Origin of the sequence: Ruminococcus sp. SR1/5 (assembly GCF_000209835.1) — a bacterium.
Taxonomy (GTDB): domain Bacteria; phylum Bacillota; class Clostridia; order Lachnospirales; family Lachnospiraceae; genus Blautia_A; species Blautia_A fusiformis.
In genome coordinates this window covers 1,615,782-1,638,327 of the sequence record NC_021014.1, presented here as the reverse complement: position 1 = coordinate 1,638,327, position 22,546 = coordinate 1,615,782, and the positions used below count along the sequence as shown (strand labels likewise).

The following is a 22,546-nucleotide window of genomic DNA, read 5'->3' as shown; positions in this document are numbered from 1 at the left end:
GTATGTTTCTCTACTGCAGTGCATCCAGGATCGCTTTCGCCTTCTGCAGAGTCTCCTCATACTCAAATTCCAGATCTGACTCTGCTGTGATCCCGCCGCCAACGCCAAGGTAATATTTTCCGTTTTTATGAAGAGCTGTACGGATCACGATGTTGAAATCACAGCTTCCGTCCAGTGTCAGGTAGCCGATAGAGCCTGTATAAAGATTTCTCTTTCCGTGTTCCAGCTCGTCAATGATCTCCATGGCACGGTATTTCGGCGCACCGGTAATAGAACCGCCGGGGAATGCAGCCTTCAGAAGATCCATAACATTTTTTCCGTCTTCCAGTTTTCCTTCAATATCCGATACCAGATGAAAAACCGTAGCATATGCTTCCACTGTAAAAAGCTCGGTTACCTTCACGCTTCCCGGTGTACACACCCGGTTCAGATCATTTCGCTCCAGGTCTACGATCATAAGAAGTTCACTCTTATCTTTTCCGGAATCCTGAAGCTCCCGACGGAGCATTTCATCTTCCTCAGATGTTACGCCACGTTTTCTTGTTCCCTTTATAGGACGGGTATTTACATGACGGTCTTTCATCTTCAGAAAACGTTCCGGAGATGCGCAGACGATCTGATAATCTCCGAAATCCAGATATCCGCCGAAAGGAGACGGATTATTTTTCCGAAGATCATAAAAAACATCCAGAGGTGGTTTTTCGCTTTCAATGGTCAGCTGCTGCGTCATATTGGCAATATAGATATCGCCCTCTATAATATAGCGGATCATCCGGTCTACTGCCTGTTTGTATTCTTCTTTCTCAAAGTTGGGATGAACCTGGATCCTGAATTTCTCACGGTGAGAATTTTCCGTGACCATCCTGTTTCCGGATTCCTTTTTTCCCCTGTTTCCGATCCTTCCTGTTTCCCCGCCTCTGTAAATTCCCGGATTGCTTTTTCCATCGCTCCGATTTCTGCTGCAGCGTCTGCACTGATTCCGTTTGACACAAGATAGGTTCTTTTTTCCTGACAGTCTTCTATGATAAAACAGTCATAAAACGTCAGAACTGCCTCCGGAACAGTCACAAGATCCTTTTCTCCGGATGGTACTCCCATCTGTTTTCTTCCGTAATCATAGGAAAAATATCCTACTGCACCGGATACGATGGGAAGTCCGCTGTTATTTTTGTCTTCATGGGTATTTAAATATTCCCGCATATAGTCTTCAAAGGTTGTTTCTGTTTCCGGCCTTCCGTTGATAGTAAAGTTCTCTCCGTCCTTTACCAGCTTCAGATACGGACATCTTCCGATCACAGAATAATGTCCCAGCTCATTGACAAGGGAGGAATCCAGAAACGCTGCTCCGGGTTCTCTCTCGTAGATCCGAAAAATGTCCACTGCCGGGATATATGGGGTCAGTTCTTTTATTCTTCGCTGATTTTTGTACATATTTTTACTCCTCCTTCTGAAAATTCTCCGCGATCCTGCAAAAATTCTCAAGAAGCTCATGTCCATATTCCGTAAGAACGGCTTCCGGATGGAATTGCACACCATAGATAGGCAATGCTTTATGGGAAATTCCCATAACAGCACCATCATCAGAAAGCGCATCCACCTGATACTCCTCCGGAATGCTGTCTTCCCGCACGATCAGGGAATGGTATCTTGTCACCTTGTATTTCTCAGGCAGGCCTGCAAACACTCCTGTTCCGTGGTTGTGGATCTCTGTTACTTTTCCGTGCATGGGACACACTCCCTTTTCCACTACTGCTCCCGCACAGTGGCCAATCACCTGATGCCCCAGACAGACACCAAGAACAGGAATCCTTCCCTGAAATCTTTTTACGGTATCTACGCAGAGCTTCGCATCCCAGGGACGCTTCGGTCCCGGAGAAAGGATGATTCCTTCCGGGTTCAGCTCTTCCAGCTCCTCCAGGGTGATCTCGTCGTAGCGTCTGACCAGGATCTCTCTTCCAAGTTCCTGAAAATATGCCTTGAGATTATAAACAAATGAATCGAAATTATCGATCATCACATACATGCTTTTTTCCTCCATATCAAGCAGATATTTAAGACTCTCTTTATCGTCTGCTCACAAAAAAAGGGATAACGACGGCATGCCAAAAAGACATGCACAGTCGTTATCCCCTTGCGGTCCGTAATCTGTACGTTCTAATATAAATTGTACTGCTGATTATTTCTTTTTCTTGGTTTCCTCATAATGATGGATGTCTGCCAGTACAGCGTTTACATCAAGTCCGTGTACCATACATGCCTCCTCAAGAGACTCACCGATAGAAGACGGACAGCCGATGCAGTGCATTCCTTCCTGCATAAGAATGTATGCGATCTTCTCATCGTATGCAAGCATCTCGCCCATTGTTGTTTCCTTTGTGATTTCCATGATCTATATTCTCCCTTCTGGATCTGTAATCTTACCCGGAATCCCGGTTTCCTGGTTTTTTCCGCAGTTATAATATCATTATAACTGTATCTTCCATAATTGCAAGCCTAAATTTATTCTTTTCATTTTCTGTATTATACCCACTCAGGCAGCAGTTTCCTTTTTTCCCCTGCTCCACTTTTTCATCACATAAATATAATACGGGATCAGAGGGATCAGCGCTGCGATCCATGCGGCAGGATCCGCCAGACATACACCTGCAAAACTTGTTTTTCCTGCAACAAACATAACGATCGCACTTCTTGCCGCCAGTTCAAACACACCGCCCAGCATGGGAACCAAGCCATATCCCAGTCCCTGAAGTCCGTTTCTGTAGAGGAAGATACTTCCAAGGAACGGATATGCCCAGAATACCGTATGAAAATAAGTAACAGAAACATTAATAACATCCGTCTGGGACTTGTCAATAAATAACCAGGTCATGTACTTTCCGAAAAAGAACATTATGATCATAGTGATCACACTCCAGATCAGGACCATGATCTGGGTATATTTCATTCCTGCTTTTACACGGTCCATCTTTCCGGCGCCCCGGTTCTGTCCTACATAGGTTGCCATCGTCGCACCAAAAGCTACAAATACAGTTGCAATGATATTCTGTATTTTTCCCGCAGCGGAAAATCCTGCCATATATACAGAACCGTAAATATTTACCGCACCCTGCACAATAATGGTTCCGATCGCTGTGATGGAAAACTGAAGTCCCATGGGAATACCAAGGGCCAGCAGATAACGGAAGCTGGTAAAAGAAACTTCAAAGTTTTCTTTCTTCAGATGCAGGATCGGGAACTTTTTGATAATATAGATCAGGCAGCAGACTGCGGAAATTGCCTGCGCGATAACCGTAGCATAGGCACAGCCTTCCACTCCCATCCCGATTTTTACAATAAACAGAATATCCAGGAACACATTGATCACTGCCGAAATGATCAGAAAATACAGCGGAGATTTTGAATCTCCAAGTGCACGGAGAAACGCTGCCAGTGAATTATATGCCGCTGTTACAATCAGGCCTGCATAAATAATTCCCATATATCCCTTCACAGATCCCATCAGATCCTCCGGTGAATTCATCAGCCGCAGAATCGGTTCATTCAAAGCCTCAAAGCCAATGGTCATCACAATGGCAAAGGCTGCTGCCAGATAAATGGACATAGCTACGTAATGACGCATCTTATCATATTGCTTCGCCCCGAACCACTGGGATACCAGAATGGCAAAGCCACTGCTCAGTCCGTTAAGCCATCCGGTAACAAAAACATCAGTGAACCGGTGCTTCCGATTGCAGCCAGCGCATCTACTCCCAGGAACTGCCCCGCAACAATGGAATCCGCAATGTTATAAAACTGCTGAAAAATATTTCCGAGACACATGGGAATCATAAAGCGGATGATCAGGCTCACCGGATTTCCCACGGTCATATCATTGGTCTTGTCCTTTGTCAATTTCAGTCCAACTCCTTTTCCACAAATATAACTATCTTTTATTTTTTAAAAACAATCAATTTACTGATCACATAATTCAATACGATCACAACCACCTGAGCAACAAGTTTCACTGCCATGCTGTTAAATCCAAGCCAGGTGATAAATACCGCAAGGATTGCTTCCTCCACAATCAGAGTAAAGAGCCGTCCTCCGAAAAACGAAGCCATCTGCTTTAAAAATCCGGCGGCGGAATCCACCTGCCCGTCGAATACCCATGTCCTGTTTGTAAAATACTGGAACAGTACGCAGACCACCCAGCAGATCACATTGGCAATCAGCGCATTCATGCCCAGGCCCTTATCCAGCCATGCATACAATGCAATGTTCAGAAAAAATGTGAGCCCTCCAAAGAACAGATACATCAGAACTTCCTTATGTTTCTTATAAAAAGGTTCAAATATATTCAGCACCGGAAGATGCATCAGTTTATCAAAAATGTCCTTCTTTTCCTCCACATCCATACCCTTTCTCCTATTCAGTTTAAGCCGTAGCTTTATCATATGTAAACTTATATAACATAGCAAAAAAAATCCCGAATGTCAACGCATTCCAGGATTTTTCTGTTTCTGTATTTGTATCAGAACTGCTCTTTCACTCTTCACTCAGGCCTTCACAGCCCAGCGCATCTTCGTGGATCTGGCGCGCCCATTCTGTGCACATTCCTGTGCGGAAGGACGGATCACATCTTTTGAATAGTCGGAATAGATGCCGTCTTTATAGCCCTGCTTTAAGGCTTTCTTTACCAGCTTGTCCTCTCCGGAATGGAAGGTAAGGATTGCTACACGGCCGCCTGGCTTCAGCGCTCCGGGAAGTTTTTCCATAAAATCATAGAGGACCTCGAATTCCCGGTTCACATCAATACGCAGTGCCTGGAAAACTCTCTGGCATGTTTTTTCACCGTGTCTTTCCTCTCTTTTTCAGGAAGGAAAGACAATGTCTTCTCAATGACTTCACGAAGCTTCGTAGTGGTATCTATGTGGTTTCCTCTTCGGATCTCATCTGTGATGGCCTTCGCGATCTCCTCACAGTACGGCTCATCGGAATTCTCATCCAGCATTCCGGCAAGCTCTTCTCTTGAAATGGTATCCAGACGCTGTGCTGCGCTGATCCCGGTTTCCTGGTTCAGCCTTAAATCCAGAGGACCATCCACCTTAAAGGAAAACCCTCTCTTGGGATTGTCGATCTGCATAGAAGACACCCCAAGATCCGCAAGGATAAAATCAAAGCCTCCAACTTCCTCTGCGATCTCATCAATGGTGCAGAAATTCTGGAGTTTAATTGTCAGGATATCTTCTCCGAATCCCTGCTCTGCCAGACGTTTTCTTGTCTTGGCAGATTCTTCCGGGTCCACATCCGTGGCGTACATGTGTCCCTGACCTCTCAGACATTCCAGCATGGCCTTTGTATGCCCACCGTAACCAAGTGTAGCATCAAATCCAACCTGTCCCGGCCTAATCTCCAAAAAATCAATGATCTCTTTTACCATAATGGAAATATGCATTCCAGCCGGTGTGTTTCCCTTGCTGATCACATGTTCAATGGTATCCTTATACTTTTCAGGCTGAAGCTCTTTATATTTCTCCTCGAATTTCTTCGGATATTTTCCTTTATATCGTACACGTCTCTTATGAGGTGTCTGTGATTCCTGATTCATAAAATTCTCCTTATCCTCCGGCTTTATCTGCCCTGTTTCTTTCATGATACCATGAATCCTATTTTTCGTAAACCGTCGGAATACTTCAAAAAATATCATAAAGAAAAAAAAGCCTCTGACAATCTGTATTTCTACAGACTGCCAGAAGCTTTATATATGCTCAGACTGAAACTTCAGCCTGAAATGTATTCTTACTTATGCGTTCTTCTTAGCGATTGCTGCCTGTGCTGCTGCAAGACGAGCAATCGGTACACGGAACGGTGAGCAGGATACATAGTCAAGTCCGATCTCGTTGCAGAACTCTACGGAAGACGGATCTCCACCGTGCTCACCGCAGATACCTACGTGAAGTTTCGGGTTAACCGGTTTTCCAAGCTCGATAGCCATCTTCATAAGTTTGCCGACACCTGTCTGGTCAAGCTTAGCAAATGGATCGTTCTCGAAGATCTTAGCATCATAGTATGCGTTAAGGAACTTACCAGCATCATCACGGGAGAATCCGTATGTCATCTGTGTAAGGTCGTTTGTACCGAAGCAGAAGAAGTCAGCCTCTTTAGCGATATCATCAGCTGTAAGAGCTGCTCTCGGGATCTCGATCATAGTACCAACCTCGTACTCAAGGTCAGAACCTGCTGCTTTGATCTCAGCATCTGCTGTCTCTACAACGAATTTCTTAACATATTTAAGCTCTTTGATGTCACCAACAAGCGGAATCATGATCTCCGGTTTGATGTTCCAATCCGGATGATTCTTCTTAACGTTGATAGCTGCGCGGATAACAGCGCTTGTCTGCATCTTAGCAATCTCTGGATAAGTAACAGCAAGACGGCATCCACGATGTCCCATCATCGGGTTGAACTCGTGAAGGGAAGCGATGATTGTCTTGATCTGCTCTACAGTCTTGCCCTGAGCATCAGCCAGTTTCTTGATGTCCTCTTCCTCTGTAGGAACGAACTCATGAAGTGGCGGATCAAGGAAACGAATTGTTACAGGATTTCCTTCAAGTGCCTCATAGAGTTTCTCGAAGTCTCCCTGCTGCTCCGGAAGGATCTTAGCAAGTGCTGCTTCTCTCTCCTCTACTGTCTCAGAGCAGATCATCTCACGGAATGCATCGATTCTGTTGCCCTCGAAGAACATATGCTCTGTACGGCAAAGACCAATTCCCTCTGCACCAAGCTCACGAGCTTTCTTAGCATCAGCAGGAGTATCAGCGTTTGTACGAACTTTCATTGTTCTGTACTTGTCAGCCCATCCCATGATACGTCCGAACTCACCAGCGATCTTAGCATCTACAGTCGGGATAAGTCCGTCATAGATGTTACCTGTTGTACCATCAATGGAGATTGCATCTCCTTCATGGAATTCTTTACCAGCAAGTGTGAATTTCTTGTTCTCCTCATCCATAGCAATATCGCCGCATCCGGATACACAGCAGGATCCCATACCACGAGCAACTACAGCTGCGTGAGATGTCATACCACCACGAACTGTCAGGATACCCTGAGCAGCTTTCATACCTGTGATATCCTCTGGGGATGTCTCAAGACGAACAAGAACAACTTTCTCTCCTCTTGCAGCCCACTCAACAGCGTCCTCTGCAGAGAATACGATCTTACCGCAAGCAGCTCCTGGAGAAGCACCAAGACCTTTACCCATCGGTGTAGCAGCTTTAAGAGCAGCTGCATCGAACTGCGGATGAAGAAGTGTATCAAGGTTACGAGGATCGATCATTGCAACAGCCTCTTCCTCAGTTCTCATTCCCTCATCAACGAGGTCACAAGCGATCTTAAGAGCAGCCTGTGCAGTTCTCTTACCATTACGTGTCTGAAGCATATACAGTTTACCATGCTCTACAGTAAACTCCATATCCTGCATGTCTCTGTAATGTTTCTCAAGAGTCTCGCAAACCTGTTTGAACTGTACGAATGCTTCCGGGAACTTCTGCTCCATCTCGGAGATGTGCATAGGTGTACGAACACCAGCAACTACGTCCTCGCCCTGTGCATTGGTAAGGAACTCACCGAACAGACCGTTAGCACCTGTAGCAGGGTCACGTGTGAAGGCAACACCTGTACCACAGTCATCACCCATGTTACCGAATGCCATCATCTGTACGTTAACAGCTGTACCCCAGGAATATGGGATATCGTTGTCACGACGATATACGTTCGCACGTGGGTTGTCCCAGGAACGGAATACGGCTTTGATTGCGCCTACCAGCTGCTCCTTCGGATCAGTTGGGAAATCAGAACCGATTTTAGATTTATACTCAGCTTTGAACTGGTCAGCAAGCTCATGCAGGTCAGCAGCTGTAAGCTCAACGTCCTGCTTAACACCTCTCTTAGCTTTCATCTCATCGATGAGCTCCTCGAAGTATTTCTTACCAACTTCCATAACTACGTCAGAGTACATCTGGATGAATCTTCTGTAGCAGTCCCAAGCCCAACGCTCATTGCCGGATTTCTCAGCAAGAGTGTTAACAACTTCTTCATTTAAACCAAGGTTGAGGATTGTGTCCATCATACCTGGCATAGATGCTCTCGCACCAGAACGAACGGATACAAGCAGAGGATTTTCTTTGTCACCGAATTTCTTACCGGTAACTCCTTCCATCTTGGTAATTGCTTCCATGATCTGAGCCATGATCTCATCGTTGATGGATCTGCCATCCTCGTAGTACTGTGTGCAGGCCTCTGTTGTGATTGTGAAGCCCTGCGGTACAGGAAGACCGAGGTTTGTCATCTCAGCAAGGTTGGCACCTTTGCCGCCCAGAAGATTTCTCATAGTAGCATTACCTTCTGTAAACATGTAAACCCATTTTGCCATTTTACATTTTCCTCCTAATTATTGTTCTTTAAAACATAAAAAATGTATGTTTTCTACGCACATAATTATTTTATAGATTTATCCTTCATTAGTCAAGGTTATTCTTCCAAAAACAGCAATTTCTCTTGTGAAATATGACAGATTTTCCAGTTATATTTTTCACAGATTGTATTTTTCTCGTTATCATCTGAAAAATGTGCTAAAATAGAAAAAACATGCAGCAATTCCGAGGTAATATTACCCGAATGCTGTCATACAGGAGGTTTATCATGACACGAACGATTGAAAATAGCTTTCTTAAGATTTCCGTTTCCGATCACGGTGCTGAACTCACCGGCATCTATGACAAGACTAATGACAGGGAGATCCTCTGGCAGGCAGATCCGGCTTACTGGAAACGCCATGCGCCTGTACTTTTTCCCAACGTGGGACGTAACTACAAAGATATCTGGCGTCTGAACGGAAAGGAATATCCTTCCAGCCAGCACGGCTTTGCAAGAGACAGCGATTTTATCTGCACGGATATCACCGATACTTCCCTTTCCTTTGTCCTTAAGTCCTCTGAAGAAACCTTGAATGTTTATCCGTTTGCTTTCGCTCTGAAGATCACCTACACTCTGAAGAAGCACGACCTGGAAGTATGCTGGGAAGTAGTTAATAATGATTCTGAAACTATGTATTTTACCATCGGCGGCCATCCGGCATTCCGTGTTCCGGTACGTGAAGGCGAATCCCAGAGTGATTACCGTCTTGCTTTTGAAGGCCTGGACACTCTTACCTATCTCCTTATCGATACGTCTGTAGGAACAGTCCTTGCTGACGAGCCACATACACTTTCCCTTGAAAACGGAACCTGTTCCATTGCTCCTCACATGTTTGATAAAGACGCTCTTGTTTTTGATAACGGCCAGATCCAAAAGGCCGGTATCCTCTTCCCGGACGGAACTCCATATCTGACACTTACCAGTGAGGGCTTCCCGAATTTCGGTATCTGGTCCGTACCCGGTGCTCCCTTCGTATGCCTGGAGCCGTGGATGGGACGCTGTGATGACTGTGGTTTTGAAAAACCTCTTTCCGAAAAAGCAAATATCAATGTGCTGAAACCGGATGAGGAATTTATCAAGAGCTATCAGATCACCGTACACTGAGCTATGATAAAAAAGATCCGCCATACATCGGCTTTTTCAGCTGTCTGTATGACGGATCCTTTTATTTATCTTACTGTCTCAATACGCTCTTATTCTCTCACAAAATGATACTGATAAGCTCTGTACTCCCCAAACTCTGCAGGAAGCGGCATTCCACCATGCATCAGAGCAGCTCCGGAATAGATCCTGCCGGTAGTCTGTTCCTTATAAAGTGCACTCTCATCAAGGCCGCGAAGCTGCACATAATTCACAGTCATATTTCCATGGAACTCCTCCATGACAACATTGAGCAGAACTTCTTCCTGAGAATTTCCAACGATCTCCCATGCACAGACCTCACTCTTAAACGGATCTGTCAGGCGATAGTACCGTCCGTTCTGGATCAGTGGCGCATATTTACGGAATTCCCCGATCTGGCTGCGGACCTCATCTTTTTCTTCCTCAGTCAGCTTCAGAAGATCCAGCTCGTAGCCGAAGGTTCCGGACATAGCAACCACACCTCTGGTATGTAACGGGGTGATCCTTCCTGTCTGATGGTTCGGCACTGCAGACACATGTGCTCCCATGGCCGATACCGGATATCCGAAGGAAGTTCCATACTGGATCCGAAGCCTGTCAATAGCATCGGAGTTGTCGCTGCACCAGATCTGCGGTGTGTAATACAGCATACCTGCGTCAAATCTTCCGCCGCCGCCGCTGCAGCCCTCGATCAGAAGATCCGGATAACGGTTCACCATACGGTCCAGAAAATCGTACAATCCCAGGACATAATCATACATTACACGTCCCTGATCCTTGGTCATTACGGAAAATACATCCATCAGGCTTCGATTCATGTCCCATTTAACGTACTCAATATTGGCATTATCCAATACCGCACTGATCTGTCCGAAGATTCCGTCTACAACTTCTTTTCTAGAAAAATCAAGTACCAGCTGATTTCTGGATCTCACTGGTTTTCTTCCCGGAATCGTAAGTGCCCAGTCCGGATGCTCACGGTAAAGATCACTGTCCTCAGAGATCATCTCCGGCTCGATCCAGATACCGAATTTCACTCCAAGGTCATTGACTCTTTTTACCAGTCCGCCGAGAGTCTCTCCAAGCTTCTTCTCATTGACATACCAGTCCCCAAGACCACTGTTGTCATCGTCACGTTTTCCAAACCAGCCGTCATCCAGAACCAGCATATCGATACCAAGGCTCCTTGCCTCTTTTGCCAGATTATATAAAGTCTCCCCTGTAAAATCAAAATATGCTGCCTCCCAGCTGTTTACCAGCACTGGACGGACCTCTGTCTTATATTTACCACGGCAGATATGATGACGGATGCAGCTGTGCAGATTCTGGGAAAGACGGTTCATTCCCTGATCTGTGTAGCTTAAGATCACCTCAGGTGCATAGAAGGTCTCCCCGGCTTCCAGCGGATACCGGAAGCACTCCTCCTGTACACCAAGGAGCATTCTTGTCTGATTGTACTGATCTTTAAGAACCTCACCCTGGAAATTTCCACTATATACAAAGGACATAGCATAGCAGCCTCCATGATCCTCTGTTGTGTCCTTCTCTGCCAGGATCATCATCGGATTATACTGATGGCTGGATGTGCCACGGACACTGCCGATCATCTGACTTCCATGAGCCACCGGTACTCTCTGCAGATTCCGCTCCATGGCATGTCTTCCGTAAAAAGTAAGCAGGTCATAATCTCCGTAAAGAAAATCCAGTTCTGCGGACATCACCTTGTTCACATAGATCTTCTCACTGCTCTGATTGCGGATATAGACGCTTCTTGTAATGATATCCAGTTCCGGAAGTACACCGTAAAGAAGCATGGCCTCCACGCCAGTAGCCGGATCCTCCAGTACGATCTCCAGAGTCTGTGCCTCATCATTATCTGCATAAACCGCCGGAAGCCCCGGAAGGCTGTATTTACCGTCACGGATAGTATAGTTCTTGTAACGCATATCACAGCTCATGCTTCCGTCACCGTTTTCCAGCATCAGTGATGCACTGCGGAAATCTCCGTTTCCGTAGCAGGAAAGCTCCTGTGGAAGAGAGTCCATGGAATAGGTTCTGTCTGTTCCCGCATCATAGGGATTTCCGGAAAATCCTCTGTCATAGTAGGTCAGAAGATAATCCATGCAGCCTTCTGCCTTTTTACCATAATAGAGATGAAGAAGAAATCCGTACTGATCCACCTGCATCTGATATGTAGTTTCTTTTGTCTGCAGGGTAAACGTTCTGTCTTTCTCGCAGTAGATGATTCCCATATGTGAATCCTCCTTTTTCTTGTGTTTTTATTTTACGGCACCGTTTACAACACCATTTAAAATATGCTTCTGGCAGATCAGATAAAACAGAAGGATCGGAAGCAGTGCCAGCAGATAAGAGGCAAACGCAAGGTTATAGTTTGTTCCGAACTGAGTCTGGAAATTCAGCTGTGCCAGAGGCAATGTGGTTCCACCCGTAGATCCGGACATGATAACCAATGGAGTCATAACATCATTCCAGGTTCCAAGTGCTGTCAGAACTGCCACTGTGGCATGCATCGGCTTCATGATCGGAAAGATGATCTTCCAATATGTTTTCCAGGTGCTGGCTCCATCCACACAGGCAGCCTCCTCAAGGGCCATTGGAATGTTTGTCAGATATCCGGAATAAAGAAGCACATTCATAGGCATATAAAATACCGTGTAAAGAATGATCACACCGACTTTGTTATCAAGGCCCATCTCAGCAGTCTGCTTTACAAGCGGCATCATCAGGATAGCAAACGGAACAAACATACCGCTCACTACATAGAGATAGATAAATTTATAAAATTTACTTCTCTTGTTTCTGGCTATAGCATAACCTAAAAGTGAATGAATTACAATAGCAAGAACCACTGTAATCACAGTGATCAATACACTGTTTCCAAGAGAATGCCAGAAGTCTGTTACCTCCATAGCTTCCCTGAAATTGGCAAGACTGAATTTCTCTGGCAGAGACAGGATCCCGGCTACACTGTTGGTCATCTCTGTCGGCTGCTTGAATGCGATCACAATTGTCATATAAAGCGGAAATACCACTGTGATAAGGCCAAGGATCAGAAGGATCGTTACCGGCCAGTTCGCTTTTTCTCTTACTTTCGTTTTCATTACAGCTGCTCCTCCTTTTTCCCTGTGATAGTCAACTGCACTGCAGAAATGATCACGATCACAATAAAGAATATAACCGCATTAGCGCTCTGGAATCCAAACTGACCGCCACTCATACCATTGTTATAGATCAGATAGGAAATGGATTCTGTACTCTGTGCAGGACCACCCTTTGTCAAAGCCATGATCTGATCAAATACCATCAGGAAGTTTTTCACACAGAGAACCATGTTGATACTGAAAAACGGAACGATCAGCGGGAATGTCAGATAACGGAACTTACTGAATCCGGTAGCACCGTCAATAGCTCCTGCCTCGTATACATCCTCCGGCACTGTCTGGAGGCCCGAAATATAGATAATGGTATTCATTGCGATGGACTGCCATGCACAAACGATCACGATGGCAACCCATGCCAGGCTCGTACTGGAAAGCATGCTGGAAGACAATGTTTTATTTCCGATCATCTTTCCGAATGCAGGCAGGATATATGTAAAGAAATAATTGAAAATATATCCTACGACCAGTGCGCCAAGTACATTAGGAATAAAATAAGCTCCACGCAGTGCACTCTTGAAACGGATCTTGCTGTTCAGTCCAAGTGCCAGGATCAGGCTGAGTACATTCGTTACAATAGTTGCCACGATGGCCAGCTTAAAGGTAAACAGATAGGAACCGCCAACACGGCTGTCTGTAAAAAGATCCTTATAGTTTCGAAGTCCTACCCAGTCATAGCTTCCATAGCCTTTAAAGTTCGTAAAGCTGTAGATCACACCCTTGATCAGAGGCAGTGTGTTAAAGCAGAAAAATAATGCCACGATCGGAATGGTGATCAGAAGAAAGGTCAGCTTTCTTCCACTCATAGATTTTTTTCCCATGATCAGTTCTCTCCTTCCCCGTTCTTCTCCTCATAGTCCTGTACTTTACGGATAATGTCACGGTTATATCTTGTCCAGTCTGTATCAAATTTTTTCAGGAATGCATCTTTATCCTTTTTCATCAGGAAGGTCTGGATCTGTGCATCCACAGCCATCTCTGTAGGATAATAATGATCCTGGTAGTCGGCCATCCTTCCCTCTTCTATGTATTCCTTCATACCATCCAGCGTAGAGGGAAGTGTGAAATCACCCTCTTTACAGGGAACTGCCTTCTGGTCATCCAGATATGTCTGTATATTCTCATCCTCAAGAAGGAAATCCAGCACTTCATATGCAGCTTCCTTATTCTCACAGTCATCCATCACACAGAACTGAAGGTCAACTCCGGAATTCAGTTTGTTTTCTGACGGATCATTGCTTGCCGGTGTTACAAAAGAATCAATATCCATATCCGGATTTACACTCTGGATTTGCGGGATCGCATAGCTTCCGATGGGATACATGGCAGCCTCCCCTTTTGCAAAAGCGGTGCAGGCTCCATTGTAATCATAGGCAAAGGGATCATCCGGTCCATACTGGATAAGCTCCAGCATACGGTCTGCTACTTCCTTATACTCTTTTGCAAAAGTAGTGTTTCCCTGGTTTACCTGGCGGCATACATCGGCTGGTGCAAGATCTACCGCAATAGAATTCCACGGTGCAAGACAGGTCCAGGTATCTTTAAATCCGAAATAAAGCGGCTGGATACCTGCATCCTGAATTTCCTGGCAAAGGCTCATAAATTCATCCCATGTAGTCGGGATCTGCCAGCCATGCTCCTTGAAAAGCTCACGATTGTAAAGGATTCCGGCGGCATTGGCCACGTAAGGAACCGCATAGACTCCGTCTTCCGGAACGAATTCCAGCGCTTTATCAATTTCTTTATATGCATCTTTGATCGAATCCAGTCCCTGATAATCGGAAATATCCATCAGCATATCAGAATCAATAAAATTGGAAAAGTTAACATCGCCTCCGATTCCAATGATATCCGGATTATCCTCACGGATAAATCTTGTCTTCAATACAGTCATAGCATCGTTTGGTGATTCGATGGTAAGATGGATATCATCATGAGTGGCATTGAATTTTTCTTCCAGTTTTTCAAATGCCTTAACCGCTTCCGGTTTATACTGCACAAGTTCGATCTCTGTCTTTCCGCTATCCTTTTTACCTGTGCCGCATCCGCTCAATGTAACGGAAGCTGCCATGGTAAAGGCAAGTCCCATACAGAGGATCCATTTACTTCTGTTGCGCATCTTGTAATGCTCCTTCCTTTTCCTTTTATTTGATAAGTCGGATATCACCCATTTAACTGATATGGCTATCCGGGTTCTCCAATACTTATTCTCTGGTTTCTTTTTTCTGAAAGCTATTTTAACATAGCTTTATGCTTGCATAAATAGCAGTGTTTTTCTTGTTTTATACCAAAATGCAATTTTTCTCTGTCTTCATTAAAGTCATCTAGCATTTTGATATATTCTATACCTATATCACTACTTTTATCTAAAATTAGTATATTCCTGATTCATCGAAAATCAATAGGTTTCTCGCGAAACTTAATTTTCTCACAAAGTTTTCTCGATTATTTTTCTCTTTTTTGTATATTTTACAGGCTGTTTTTGTAATTGCATTTTTTATACATATGTTGAAGTTCCCTGCTGTTTTAATATATAATGTTACTGAAACCAGACAAAATCATGCGCCTAAAGGATAAAAATATGAATGACCTTCTCTTCTCCGTTTTTCCAAATGAAAACTTTGTTGATATCGGACTATACCAATATGGCTGGGAGCACTGCGCTCCGGCACATTCATTCGGCCCGGCCGCACGAAACCATTATATTTTTCATTATGTGATCTCCGGTACAGGAACTCTGATGGCAGACAATTCCGCAGGAGAGACCATCACCTATCAGGTAAAAAGCGGCCAGGGTTTCATGCTTTTTCCCGGTCAGATCAACACCTACATTGCAGATACCGACTTTCCATGGGAGTACACCTGGGTGGAATTTGACGGGCTCCGGGCAAAAGAGATCGTGGAAACTGCAGGTTTAAGTCCGGATCATCCGGTCTATCACAGCCACTCTGCAGATCTCCGCCAGAAAATGATGGAGGAAATGCTTTATATCAGCCATAATTCCCAGGAATCACCCTTTCATCTTATCGGACATACCTGGCTTTTTCTGGATTACTTTATGCGCTCTACTGAAACTGTCCGCATGAAACAGGATGGAAGTATCCGTGATTTTTATATCAAGGAGGCGCTCTCTTTTATTGAACAGAATTTCCAGAATGATATTTCCATTGAGGATATCGCAGCCTGCTGCGGCCTGAACCGAAGCTACTTCGGTAAGATCTTCCACGACACCATCGGACGTTCTCCCCAGGAATTCCTGATCAGCTATCGCATGACCAAAGCTGCAGAACTTCTTAAGATCACAGCCCTGTCTATCGCAGATATCGGAAATGCAGTCGGATATCCCAATCAGCTGCATTTTTCCCGGGCTTTCAAAAATGTATACGGAATGTCGCCAAGAAACTGGCGGATGAAAAACAGACTTATTGAAAAAAGCCTCCGGCCAGAAAATAGCCGGAGGTTTTTTATTAAAAAATGTATTTACTTAAAATGTAAATTTATCAGCAAAGTATGCATCAAGCTCATCGATCTTCACACGTACCTGCTCCATAGTGTCACGGTCACGGACTGTAACTGCACCGTCATTCTCAGACTCGAAGTCATAAGTGATACAGAACGGAGTACCGATCTCATCCTGTCTGCGGTAACGTTTACCGATATTTCCACGATCATCGTACTCACAGTTGTACTTCTTGGAAAGCTGCTGGTAGATCTTCTCAGCACCCTCGTTAAGCTTCTTGGAAAGCGGAAGCACACCGATCTTAACCGGTGCAAGCACCGGATGGAAATGAAGGACTGTACGGACATCGTTCTTCTCTGCATCCAGAACTTCCTCATCGTAAGCGCTGCAGAGGAAAGCAAGTACCATACGGTCTGCTCCAAGTGATGGCTCGATAACGTATGGGATATATTTCTGTTTCTTCTCATCATCAAAGTATGTGAGATCCTGGCCGGATACATTCTGATGCTGTGTCAGGTCATAATCTGTTCTGTCAGCGATTCCCCAGAGCTCACCCCATCCGAATGGGAAAAGGAATTCCACATCTGTGGTAGCCTTGCTGTAGAAGCTCAGCTCTTCCTTATCATGGTCACGGTAACGAACCTCATCATCCTTAAGTCCGAGAGCACTCAGCCAGTCAAGGCAGAACTTCTTCCAGTATGCAAACCACTCAAGATCTGTATCCGGCTCGCAGAAGAACTCAAGCTCCATCTGCTCGAACTCACGGGTACGGAATGTGAAGTTACCCGGTGTGATCTCGTTACGGAAGGATTTACCGATCTGGCCGATACCAAACGGGATCTTTTTACGGGATGTTCTCTGTACGTTCTTGAAGTTTACGAAAATACCCTGTGCAGTCTCCGGTCTTAAATATACAGTATTCTTGGCATCTTCGGTAACACCCTGGAATGTCTTGAACATCAGGTTGAACTGACGGATATCTGTGAAGTTGTGTTTACCACAGCTCGGACATCCTACCTCGTGTTCTTTGATGAAGTCCATCATCTTCTCCTGGGACCATGCATCTACGCTTCCCTCAATGGCAATGTCATGCTCTGCACAAAAGTCCTCAATGAGTTTATCTGCACGGAAACGCTCGTGGCACTCTTTACAGTCCATAAGAGGATCAGAAAATCCGCCAAGATGTCCGGAAGCGATCCATGTCTGCGGGTTCATAAGGATCGCACAGTCAACACCTACATTGTACGGAGACTCCTGAATGAATTTCTGCCACCATGCACGTTTTACGTTATTTTTAAGCTCTACACCGAGATTTCCATAATCCCACGTGTTTGCCAGGCCGCCGTAGATCTCGGAACCCGGGTAAACAAATCCTCTGGCTTTTGCAAGAGCTACGATCTTTTCCATTGTCTTTTCCATGATTTCTCTCCTCTTGACTTGCAGCTGTTCCGCCAAATGCGTCCGGAAAGCTCCGGAAAAAGCTGCTTTTTTACATTTTTGGTCTTATTATACTAGTATCCTCATGATTTTTCAAGGATATTTCCATTTGCATTGCTTCCTGTCCTGCTTTTGAAAAATAAATCGTTACGGTTATTCCGCAGCCGGCAGTGATCTATCTCATCAATTCCAGGATCTCCAGACTTTTAAACCGCTTGTCTGTATTCAGCTCCGTATACCGGTAAATGTGGCGTTCCAGTTCCCGCAGCACATCATCCCGTACTGTAAACGTATACAGCTTTGCCAGGGGGGACACGGCTATGTAGCGCATGGCATACAGGGCAGCCGCTGAGATCCGTTTCCTGTCCATGGCCATCCTGCTGCAGTCCGCACACAGGATCCCATGCTCGTCCTGGGAGAAAAAAAGTTCTCCGGTTTCTTCCTCCGTAAGCTCTCTCCCGCAGCCCGCACACTGGAACAGCTGCGGCATCACGCCCTGGATCACCATAGTCCGCAGTTCATAGATACAGCGCACCAGCCGGTCTTCTATATGAGGATTCAAAATGGCTTTGATGGTCACATAGAGAAGATTCATCATCTCCTTCTCATCCGTTCCCTCTTTGCCAAAATAATCTGCCAGCTCCAGAAAATAATATCCATAGTAAACCCCCGGCTGCCGGGTGGCCAGCTCCACAAAATGATGCTGCACGCTGACCTGATTCAGATTATAGCTCGTCCTTCCCTCATAAAGAGTAAAGCTTCCGAATACAAACGGGTTAGCTGCTGCCATGAACGGACTGTTCTGCCGTCTCGCTCCCTTGGCAAAAGCGGAGATCTTCCCCCTCTCTCTTGTGAGAAGGACGATCCGCTTGTCATAATCCCCTACCGGCATAGCAGAAAGTACCACTCCCTGTACGGTAATCAGATCACTCATTTTCAGATTTCTTTCTTATCATATCCAAAGTTCTTGATCAGGAAATCACTGTCTCTCCAGTTCTTAGTCACCTTGACCCAGAGCTTTAGGTTTACCTTTGCTTCCAGCATACGCTCCAGCTCATAGCGGGCATTGCTTCCGATCTTTTTCAACATGGCACCCTGTTTTCCGATGATGATGCCTTTGTGGGAATTACGCTCGCAGATGATGGTCGCATCAATATCTATGATGTTGCTTCTTCCCGGACGTTTCTTCATCCGGTCGATGGCAACGGCGATTCCGTGAGGGATCTCCTCATCCAGTGCATGCAGAGCCTTCTCACGGATGATCTCTGCGGCGATCTGGCGCTGAGGCTGGTCGGTAACTGTATCCTCATCATAGAACATCGGTCCGTACGGAAGATATTTGAAAATACTTGGAATGATATCCTGTGTGTTTTTTCCGCGGAGGGCAGAGCAAGGAATGATCTCTGCAAAATCGCAGATCTTACGGTAGGTATCGATCGCAGGAAGAAGCTCTTCTTTTTTTACCGTATCGATCTTGTTGATGATGAGAATCACTGGAACTCCAACCTTCTGCAGCTGCTCGGCAATGTGGCGCTCTCCCGCACCTACGAATGTGGACGGCTCCACCAGCCACATAATGGCATCTACTTCCTTCAGGGTTCTCTCCGCAACCTGTACCATGTATTCTCCAAGCTTGTTTTTTGCCTTGTGGATACCCGGTGTGTCCAAAAATACGATCTGTCCCTCATCACAGGTATACACAGTCTGTATCTTGTTTCTGGTTGTCTGTGGCTTGTTTGATGTGATGGCGATCTTCTGTCCGATAAGATGGTTCATCAGCGTGGATTTTCCAACATTCGGTCTTCCGATGATCGCAACAAAGCCTGATCTAAAATTATTATCCATTCTTTATCCTCTCATAATCCTTTCACAGCCTGCTATCCCATTTAACGGACAGCAGGCTTTGTTTCTCATCAGCCGATCAGTGGCTTCACTTCCATGAATACATCTTCCGCCTTCTCTATTGCAGTCTCACTTCCTACTACGCAGATCTGATCATCGGAAAGTACTGCTTCTACAAGAGCTGCCAGTTTCTGGATATCCTCCTTCTGCGCTCCGAGGATCTGATTTCTTTCCTTCTGGAGCATATCCTCTGTAACATTGGAGAAATATGCGGTTTTTGAGATACTTCCCTGCATCTGCGGAGTTCTCGGCACATCCTTGTTGCTGATCGTTCCGATAATATATTTTGTCATCTCACGCTCGTCTGCCTCAAAGGCACGGATATAATCCGGCACTCCTTGGTATACTTCCAGGGTTCTCTTTAGATGGGGATCACGGTAGGATACCAGGAAGCTCTCTCCGTTTCTCTTAAAGCCACTCATGCAGCCATACGCTCCACCCTTTACACGAAGGTTGATCCAGAGATAATCGTAGCTTAAGATCACTTTCAGGATCTCCAGTGCACCGGTATACTCCAGGCCTTTTTTGCGGAAGTTTCCGTTCTGTGCCACATACTGGACCTGGCCGGAGGTCTTGAAGGCTTCGTTTTTCTTTATGCAGGGGGCCTGCTTCACAGACTCCGGCTTCTGTCCGTTAAACAAAACTTTTTTGATCCCGGCAGCCTGTGCTTTTACTACATCCAGAGATTCTCTCTCTCCGGTATAGCTTACACAGAAATTCTCCGGACGAAGGACCTCTTCCATCACCTTACGGAGATTTTTCACGATCTCATCCTTGCAGCTGTCAAAATCCTTCTCCAGTTTTTCGATAAACTGATAATATCCGATTCCTGCCATCTCATCCTGGAATGCCGCCATCGGAGATGCGTAGGAAGCACCACGGAGAACGGCGGTGGAATGGCCTGCACTTGCAAGGCTGGCCTGGGCTCTGGATCTCACTCTGGCAATGATCTCGTAGAGACGTTTGGTGTCATCCAGCTTCGAAGTTGTAAGAACCTCCCGGATCATGGAAAACATGAAATCCATCTCCGGATATAACGCTTTTCCTCTTACGGCAAACATGGCACGGAATGCATCGGTATCCTGGGCATCATCAAAAACCTCTATCCCATAGGCAATACCGCCGGTTCTCGCATTCACTTCATTAAACAACTCGCCATATGTGTAATTCTCTGTATCCACTGCACCAAGCACAGATTTCAGAAGTCCCAGATAATGGACTGTGTCAACATCAAAGTCATGGATCTCAAAAAGAAGATCTGCATAACCGATACCATTGGTGCACACATCATGATACAGAAACAGGCTGTCCTCCACATGGTGCTCCTCGTTTGTCAGTCCTGTGATCTCTTTTTTGATATCTTCTCTGGAAAGCATCGGGATACAGGTCAGTGTTTCCGGATCTTCCTCGGATTCCTGATAAGCTTCCAGGGCTTTTGTATTCTCTACCATCCGGGTAAGCTCTTCATCAGAAAGGCTCTTTCTGTAATTCTCCAGTTTTTCTTCCAGTTCTTTGTCTCTCTTAGCAGCAAGGCCTTTCTCCGGTACCAGGGAAAGGATCGCGCCATGGGTATTATCCAGAAGATATTTACGGATCAGATCCTCAAAATATCCCTCTTCCAGAGCTTTTTTGAGGAACTCAAATCCCTCAAGAAGCTGTACTTCACAGAACGGCTTTGTATCGTCATAAAGCCAGCTGCTTAAAATATCCAGGCCATACATCAGTCCCTTCGGATAGGAAGAGAAATCTGCCTCACGGAAACGGAATTCGTAGTAGTTGATTCCGGCTGTTACTGCCTTCTTGTCGATACCTTCCTCCATGATCTTTGTGAGGGTGTCACGGATCACTTTGACAAATTCCTCTTTCTGGCTTAAGTTGGCTCCCTTTGCCACGATGGAGAAATAGGTCTGTTTGATTCCATCCTCAAAGGAGCCATAGATATCCTTGCCAATCTTTGCATCCAGAAGTGCCTGTTTCAACGGTGCACCCGGTGCGCTTAAAAGTGCGTAATCCAGGACTTCGAAAGCAAGACTTAAGTTGATATCTGCTGCTTCACCCACAACCATATTGTAGGAAAGATAAGTGTTATCCTCTTCTCCTTCGTCCTCTGACACCGGATAATTTTTCTGGATATCTTTTACCTGGGCAAAAGCTTCCTGATCCCGGATCTGGGAATCAATGGCAAGGGAATCAAAGGCAGACAGATAATGGCTGTCAATAAACTCCAGTTTCTCCTCCATATCCATGTTTCCATAGAGATAGATAAAGCTGTTGGACGGATGATAGTACTGTCTGTGGAAATCCAGGAATTCCTCGTAACTGAGATCCGGGATATTTACAGGATCTCCGCCGGACTCACAGCCATAGGTGGTATCCGGGAACAGGGAATTCATGATCTCACGCTCCAGAACATCATCCGGTGAGGAAAAAGCACCCTTCATTTCATTGTAAACGACACCGTTGTATTTCAGCGGGCCTTCTTTTTTCTCCAGATGGTAGTTCCAGCCTTCCTGACGGAAGATCTCTTCTTTTTTGTAAATATTCGGATAGAATACCGCATCCAGATATACATGCATCAGATTCTGGAAATCCCGGTCATTACAGCTTGCTATCGGGTAGCAGGTCTTATCCGGATAGGTCATGGCATTAAGGAAGGTATTAAGAGAACCTTTTACCAGCTCCACAAAAGGATCCTTAAGCGGAAATTCCCTGGAGCCGCACAGTACGCTGTGTTCCAATATATGAGCAACACCTGTGCTGTTTTTCGGCGGTGTACGGAATGCAATGTTAAAAACCTTATTCTCATCACTATTCTCGATGAGCATCACTCTGGCTCCTGTTTTTTTGTGTCTCAGAAGCCATCCTTTTGAATGAATATCCTGAAGCTCCTCTTCCTTCAGGACTTCATATGCTTTCAGATGATTGGGATTCATAAAATAGTAACCTCCTGAATGTTTCTCTTCACACCCGACATGGATCTTCGTTCAAA

General features: G+C 45.4%; 17 protein-coding genes and 2 pseudogenes. 2 read left to right on the top strand and 17 right to left on the bottom strand.

The features are described from left to right. Nucleotides 1–10: 10 nt before the first annotated feature. The 9 genes and pseudogenes from pabB to ppdK all read right to left on the bottom strand — a co-directional run bounded on the left by pabB (nucleotide 11) and on the right by ppdK (nucleotide 8,413). Nucleotides 11–862, bottom strand: coding sequence for an aminodeoxychorismate synthase component I (gene pabB / locus CK1_RS18195; RefSeq protein WP_353611149.1), 852 nt, complete (start codon nucleotides 860–862; stop codon nucleotides 11–13). Continuing rightward, on the bottom strand, nucleotides 778–1,431 hold the full coding sequence (locus CK1_RS18190) for an Anthranilate/para-aminobenzoate synthase component I (RefSeq protein WP_015525825.1): 654 nt from the start codon (nucleotides 1,429–1,431) through the stop codon (nucleotides 778–780). Before CK1_RS18190 ends, pabB begins: the two co-directional genes overlap by 85 nt. 4 nt (nucleotides 1,432–1,435) lie before the next feature. Next, nucleotides 1,436–2,023 carry an anthranilate synthase component II gene (locus CK1_RS08345; protein WP_015525824.1) on the bottom strand — a complete coding sequence of 196 codons (588 nt, stop codon included), beginning with the start codon at nucleotides 2,021–2,023 and terminating at the stop codon, nucleotides 1,436–1,438. Nucleotides 2,024–2,176: 153 nt separating this feature from the next. Continuing rightward, nucleotides 2,177–2,386, bottom strand: a complete 210-nt coding sequence (locus CK1_RS08340) for a DUF1858 domain-containing protein (RefSeq protein ID WP_015525823.1) — start codon at nucleotides 2,384–2,386, stop codon at nucleotides 2,177–2,179. A gap of 144 nt (nucleotides 2,387–2,530) precedes the next feature. Beyond that, nucleotides 2,531–3,658 carry an MATE family efflux transporter gene (locus tag CK1_RS08335; protein ID WP_353611233.1) on the bottom strand — a complete coding sequence of 376 codons (1,128 nt, stop codon included), beginning with the start codon at nucleotides 3,656–3,658 and terminating at the stop codon, nucleotides 2,531–2,533. A gap of 17 nt (nucleotides 3,659–3,675) precedes the next feature. Continuing rightward, nucleotides 3,676–3,891 (bottom strand): hypothetical protein, encoded by a 216-nt coding sequence (locus CK1_RS18185; RefSeq protein WP_353611148.1) that lies wholly within the window; start codon nucleotides 3,889–3,891, stop codon nucleotides 3,676–3,678. Nucleotides 3,892–3,929: 38 nt separating this feature from the next. Next, nucleotides 3,930–4,394: a GtrA family protein gene (locus CK1_RS08330; RefSeq protein ID WP_015525821.1), complete on the bottom strand. Its 465-nt coding sequence runs from the start codon at nucleotides 4,392–4,394 to the stop codon at nucleotides 3,930–3,932. A gap of 141 nt (nucleotides 4,395–4,535) precedes the next feature. Next, nucleotides 4,536–5,587, bottom strand: a pseudogene (gene rsmH / locus CK1_RS08325) (16S rRNA (cytosine(1402)-N(4))-methyltransferase RsmH). Between the two features lie 195 nt (nucleotides 5,588–5,782). Then, nucleotides 5,783–8,413, bottom strand: a complete 2,631-nt coding sequence (gene ppdK / locus CK1_RS08320) for a pyruvate, phosphate dikinase (RefSeq protein ID WP_015525819.1) — start codon at nucleotides 8,411–8,413, stop codon at nucleotides 5,783–5,785. A 269-nt stretch (nucleotides 8,414–8,682) separates the two neighbouring features. Here ppdK and CK1_RS08315 point away from each other — a divergent pair, with 269 nt between their 5' ends. Further along, nucleotides 8,683–9,561, top strand: a complete 879-nt coding sequence (locus CK1_RS08315) for an aldose 1-epimerase family protein (RefSeq protein ID WP_015525818.1) — start codon at nucleotides 8,683–8,685, stop codon at nucleotides 9,559–9,561. Nucleotides 9,562–9,650: 89 nt separating this feature from the next. Here the strand turns inward: CK1_RS08315 and CK1_RS08310 are convergent, their stop codons facing one another. From CK1_RS08310 to CK1_RS08295, 4 genes are read right to left on the bottom strand one after another with little or no spacing between them, the layout of a single operon-like run. Next, nucleotides 9,651–11,831 (bottom strand): alpha-galactosidase, encoded by a 2,181-nt coding sequence (locus CK1_RS08310; RefSeq protein ID WP_015525817.1) that lies wholly within the window; start codon nucleotides 11,829–11,831, stop codon nucleotides 9,651–9,653. 27 nt (nucleotides 11,832–11,858) lie between these two features. Next, complete coding sequence (locus tag CK1_RS08305; protein WP_015525816.1) at nucleotides 11,859–12,701, bottom strand: carbohydrate ABC transporter permease; 843 nt, start codon at nucleotides 12,699–12,701, stop codon at nucleotides 11,859–11,861. Beyond that, nucleotides 12,701–13,564: a carbohydrate ABC transporter permease gene (locus CK1_RS08300; protein WP_502685126.1), complete on the bottom strand. Its 864-nt coding sequence runs from the start codon at nucleotides 13,562–13,564 to the stop codon at nucleotides 12,701–12,703. The genes CK1_RS08305 and CK1_RS08300 overlap by 1 nt, the downstream gene beginning before the upstream one ends. A 17-nt stretch (nucleotides 13,565–13,581) precedes the next feature. After that, nucleotides 13,582–14,877, bottom strand: a complete 1,296-nt coding sequence (locus CK1_RS08295) for an ABC transporter substrate-binding protein (protein ID WP_015525814.1) — start codon at nucleotides 14,875–14,877, stop codon at nucleotides 13,582–13,584. 417 nt (nucleotides 14,878–15,294) lie between these two features. Between CK1_RS08295 and CK1_RS08290 the strand changes: the two are divergent. Then, nucleotides 15,295–16,119, top strand: a pseudogene (locus CK1_RS08290) (AraC family ligand binding domain-containing protein); the annotation flags it as partial. Nucleotides 16,120–16,242: 123 nt separating this feature from the next. Here the strand turns inward: CK1_RS08290 and CK1_RS08285 are convergent. From CK1_RS08285 to CK1_RS08270, 4 genes are all read right to left on the bottom strand, one after another. After that, nucleotides 16,243–17,637, bottom strand: coding sequence for a glycine--tRNA ligase (locus CK1_RS08285; RefSeq protein WP_015525811.1), 1,395 nt, complete (start codon nucleotides 17,635–17,637; stop codon nucleotides 16,243–16,245). Nucleotides 17,638–17,830: 193 nt separating this feature from the next. Next, nucleotides 17,831–18,589: a DNA repair protein RecO gene (gene recO / locus CK1_RS08280; protein ID WP_015525810.1), complete on the bottom strand. Its 759-nt coding sequence runs from the start codon at nucleotides 18,587–18,589 to the stop codon at nucleotides 17,831–17,833. 2 nt (nucleotides 18,590–18,591) lie between these two features. Next, complete coding sequence (era, locus tag CK1_RS08275; RefSeq protein ID WP_015525809.1) at nucleotides 18,592–19,500, bottom strand: GTPase Era; 909 nt, start codon at nucleotides 19,498–19,500, stop codon at nucleotides 18,592–18,594. A 68-nt stretch (nucleotides 19,501–19,568) separates the two neighbouring features. Next, nucleotides 19,569–22,490, bottom strand: a complete 2,922-nt coding sequence (locus CK1_RS08270; protein ID WP_015525808.1) for an insulinase family protein — start codon at nucleotides 22,488–22,490, stop codon at nucleotides 19,569–19,571. Between the last annotated feature and the right edge of the window lie 56 nt (nucleotides 22,491–22,546).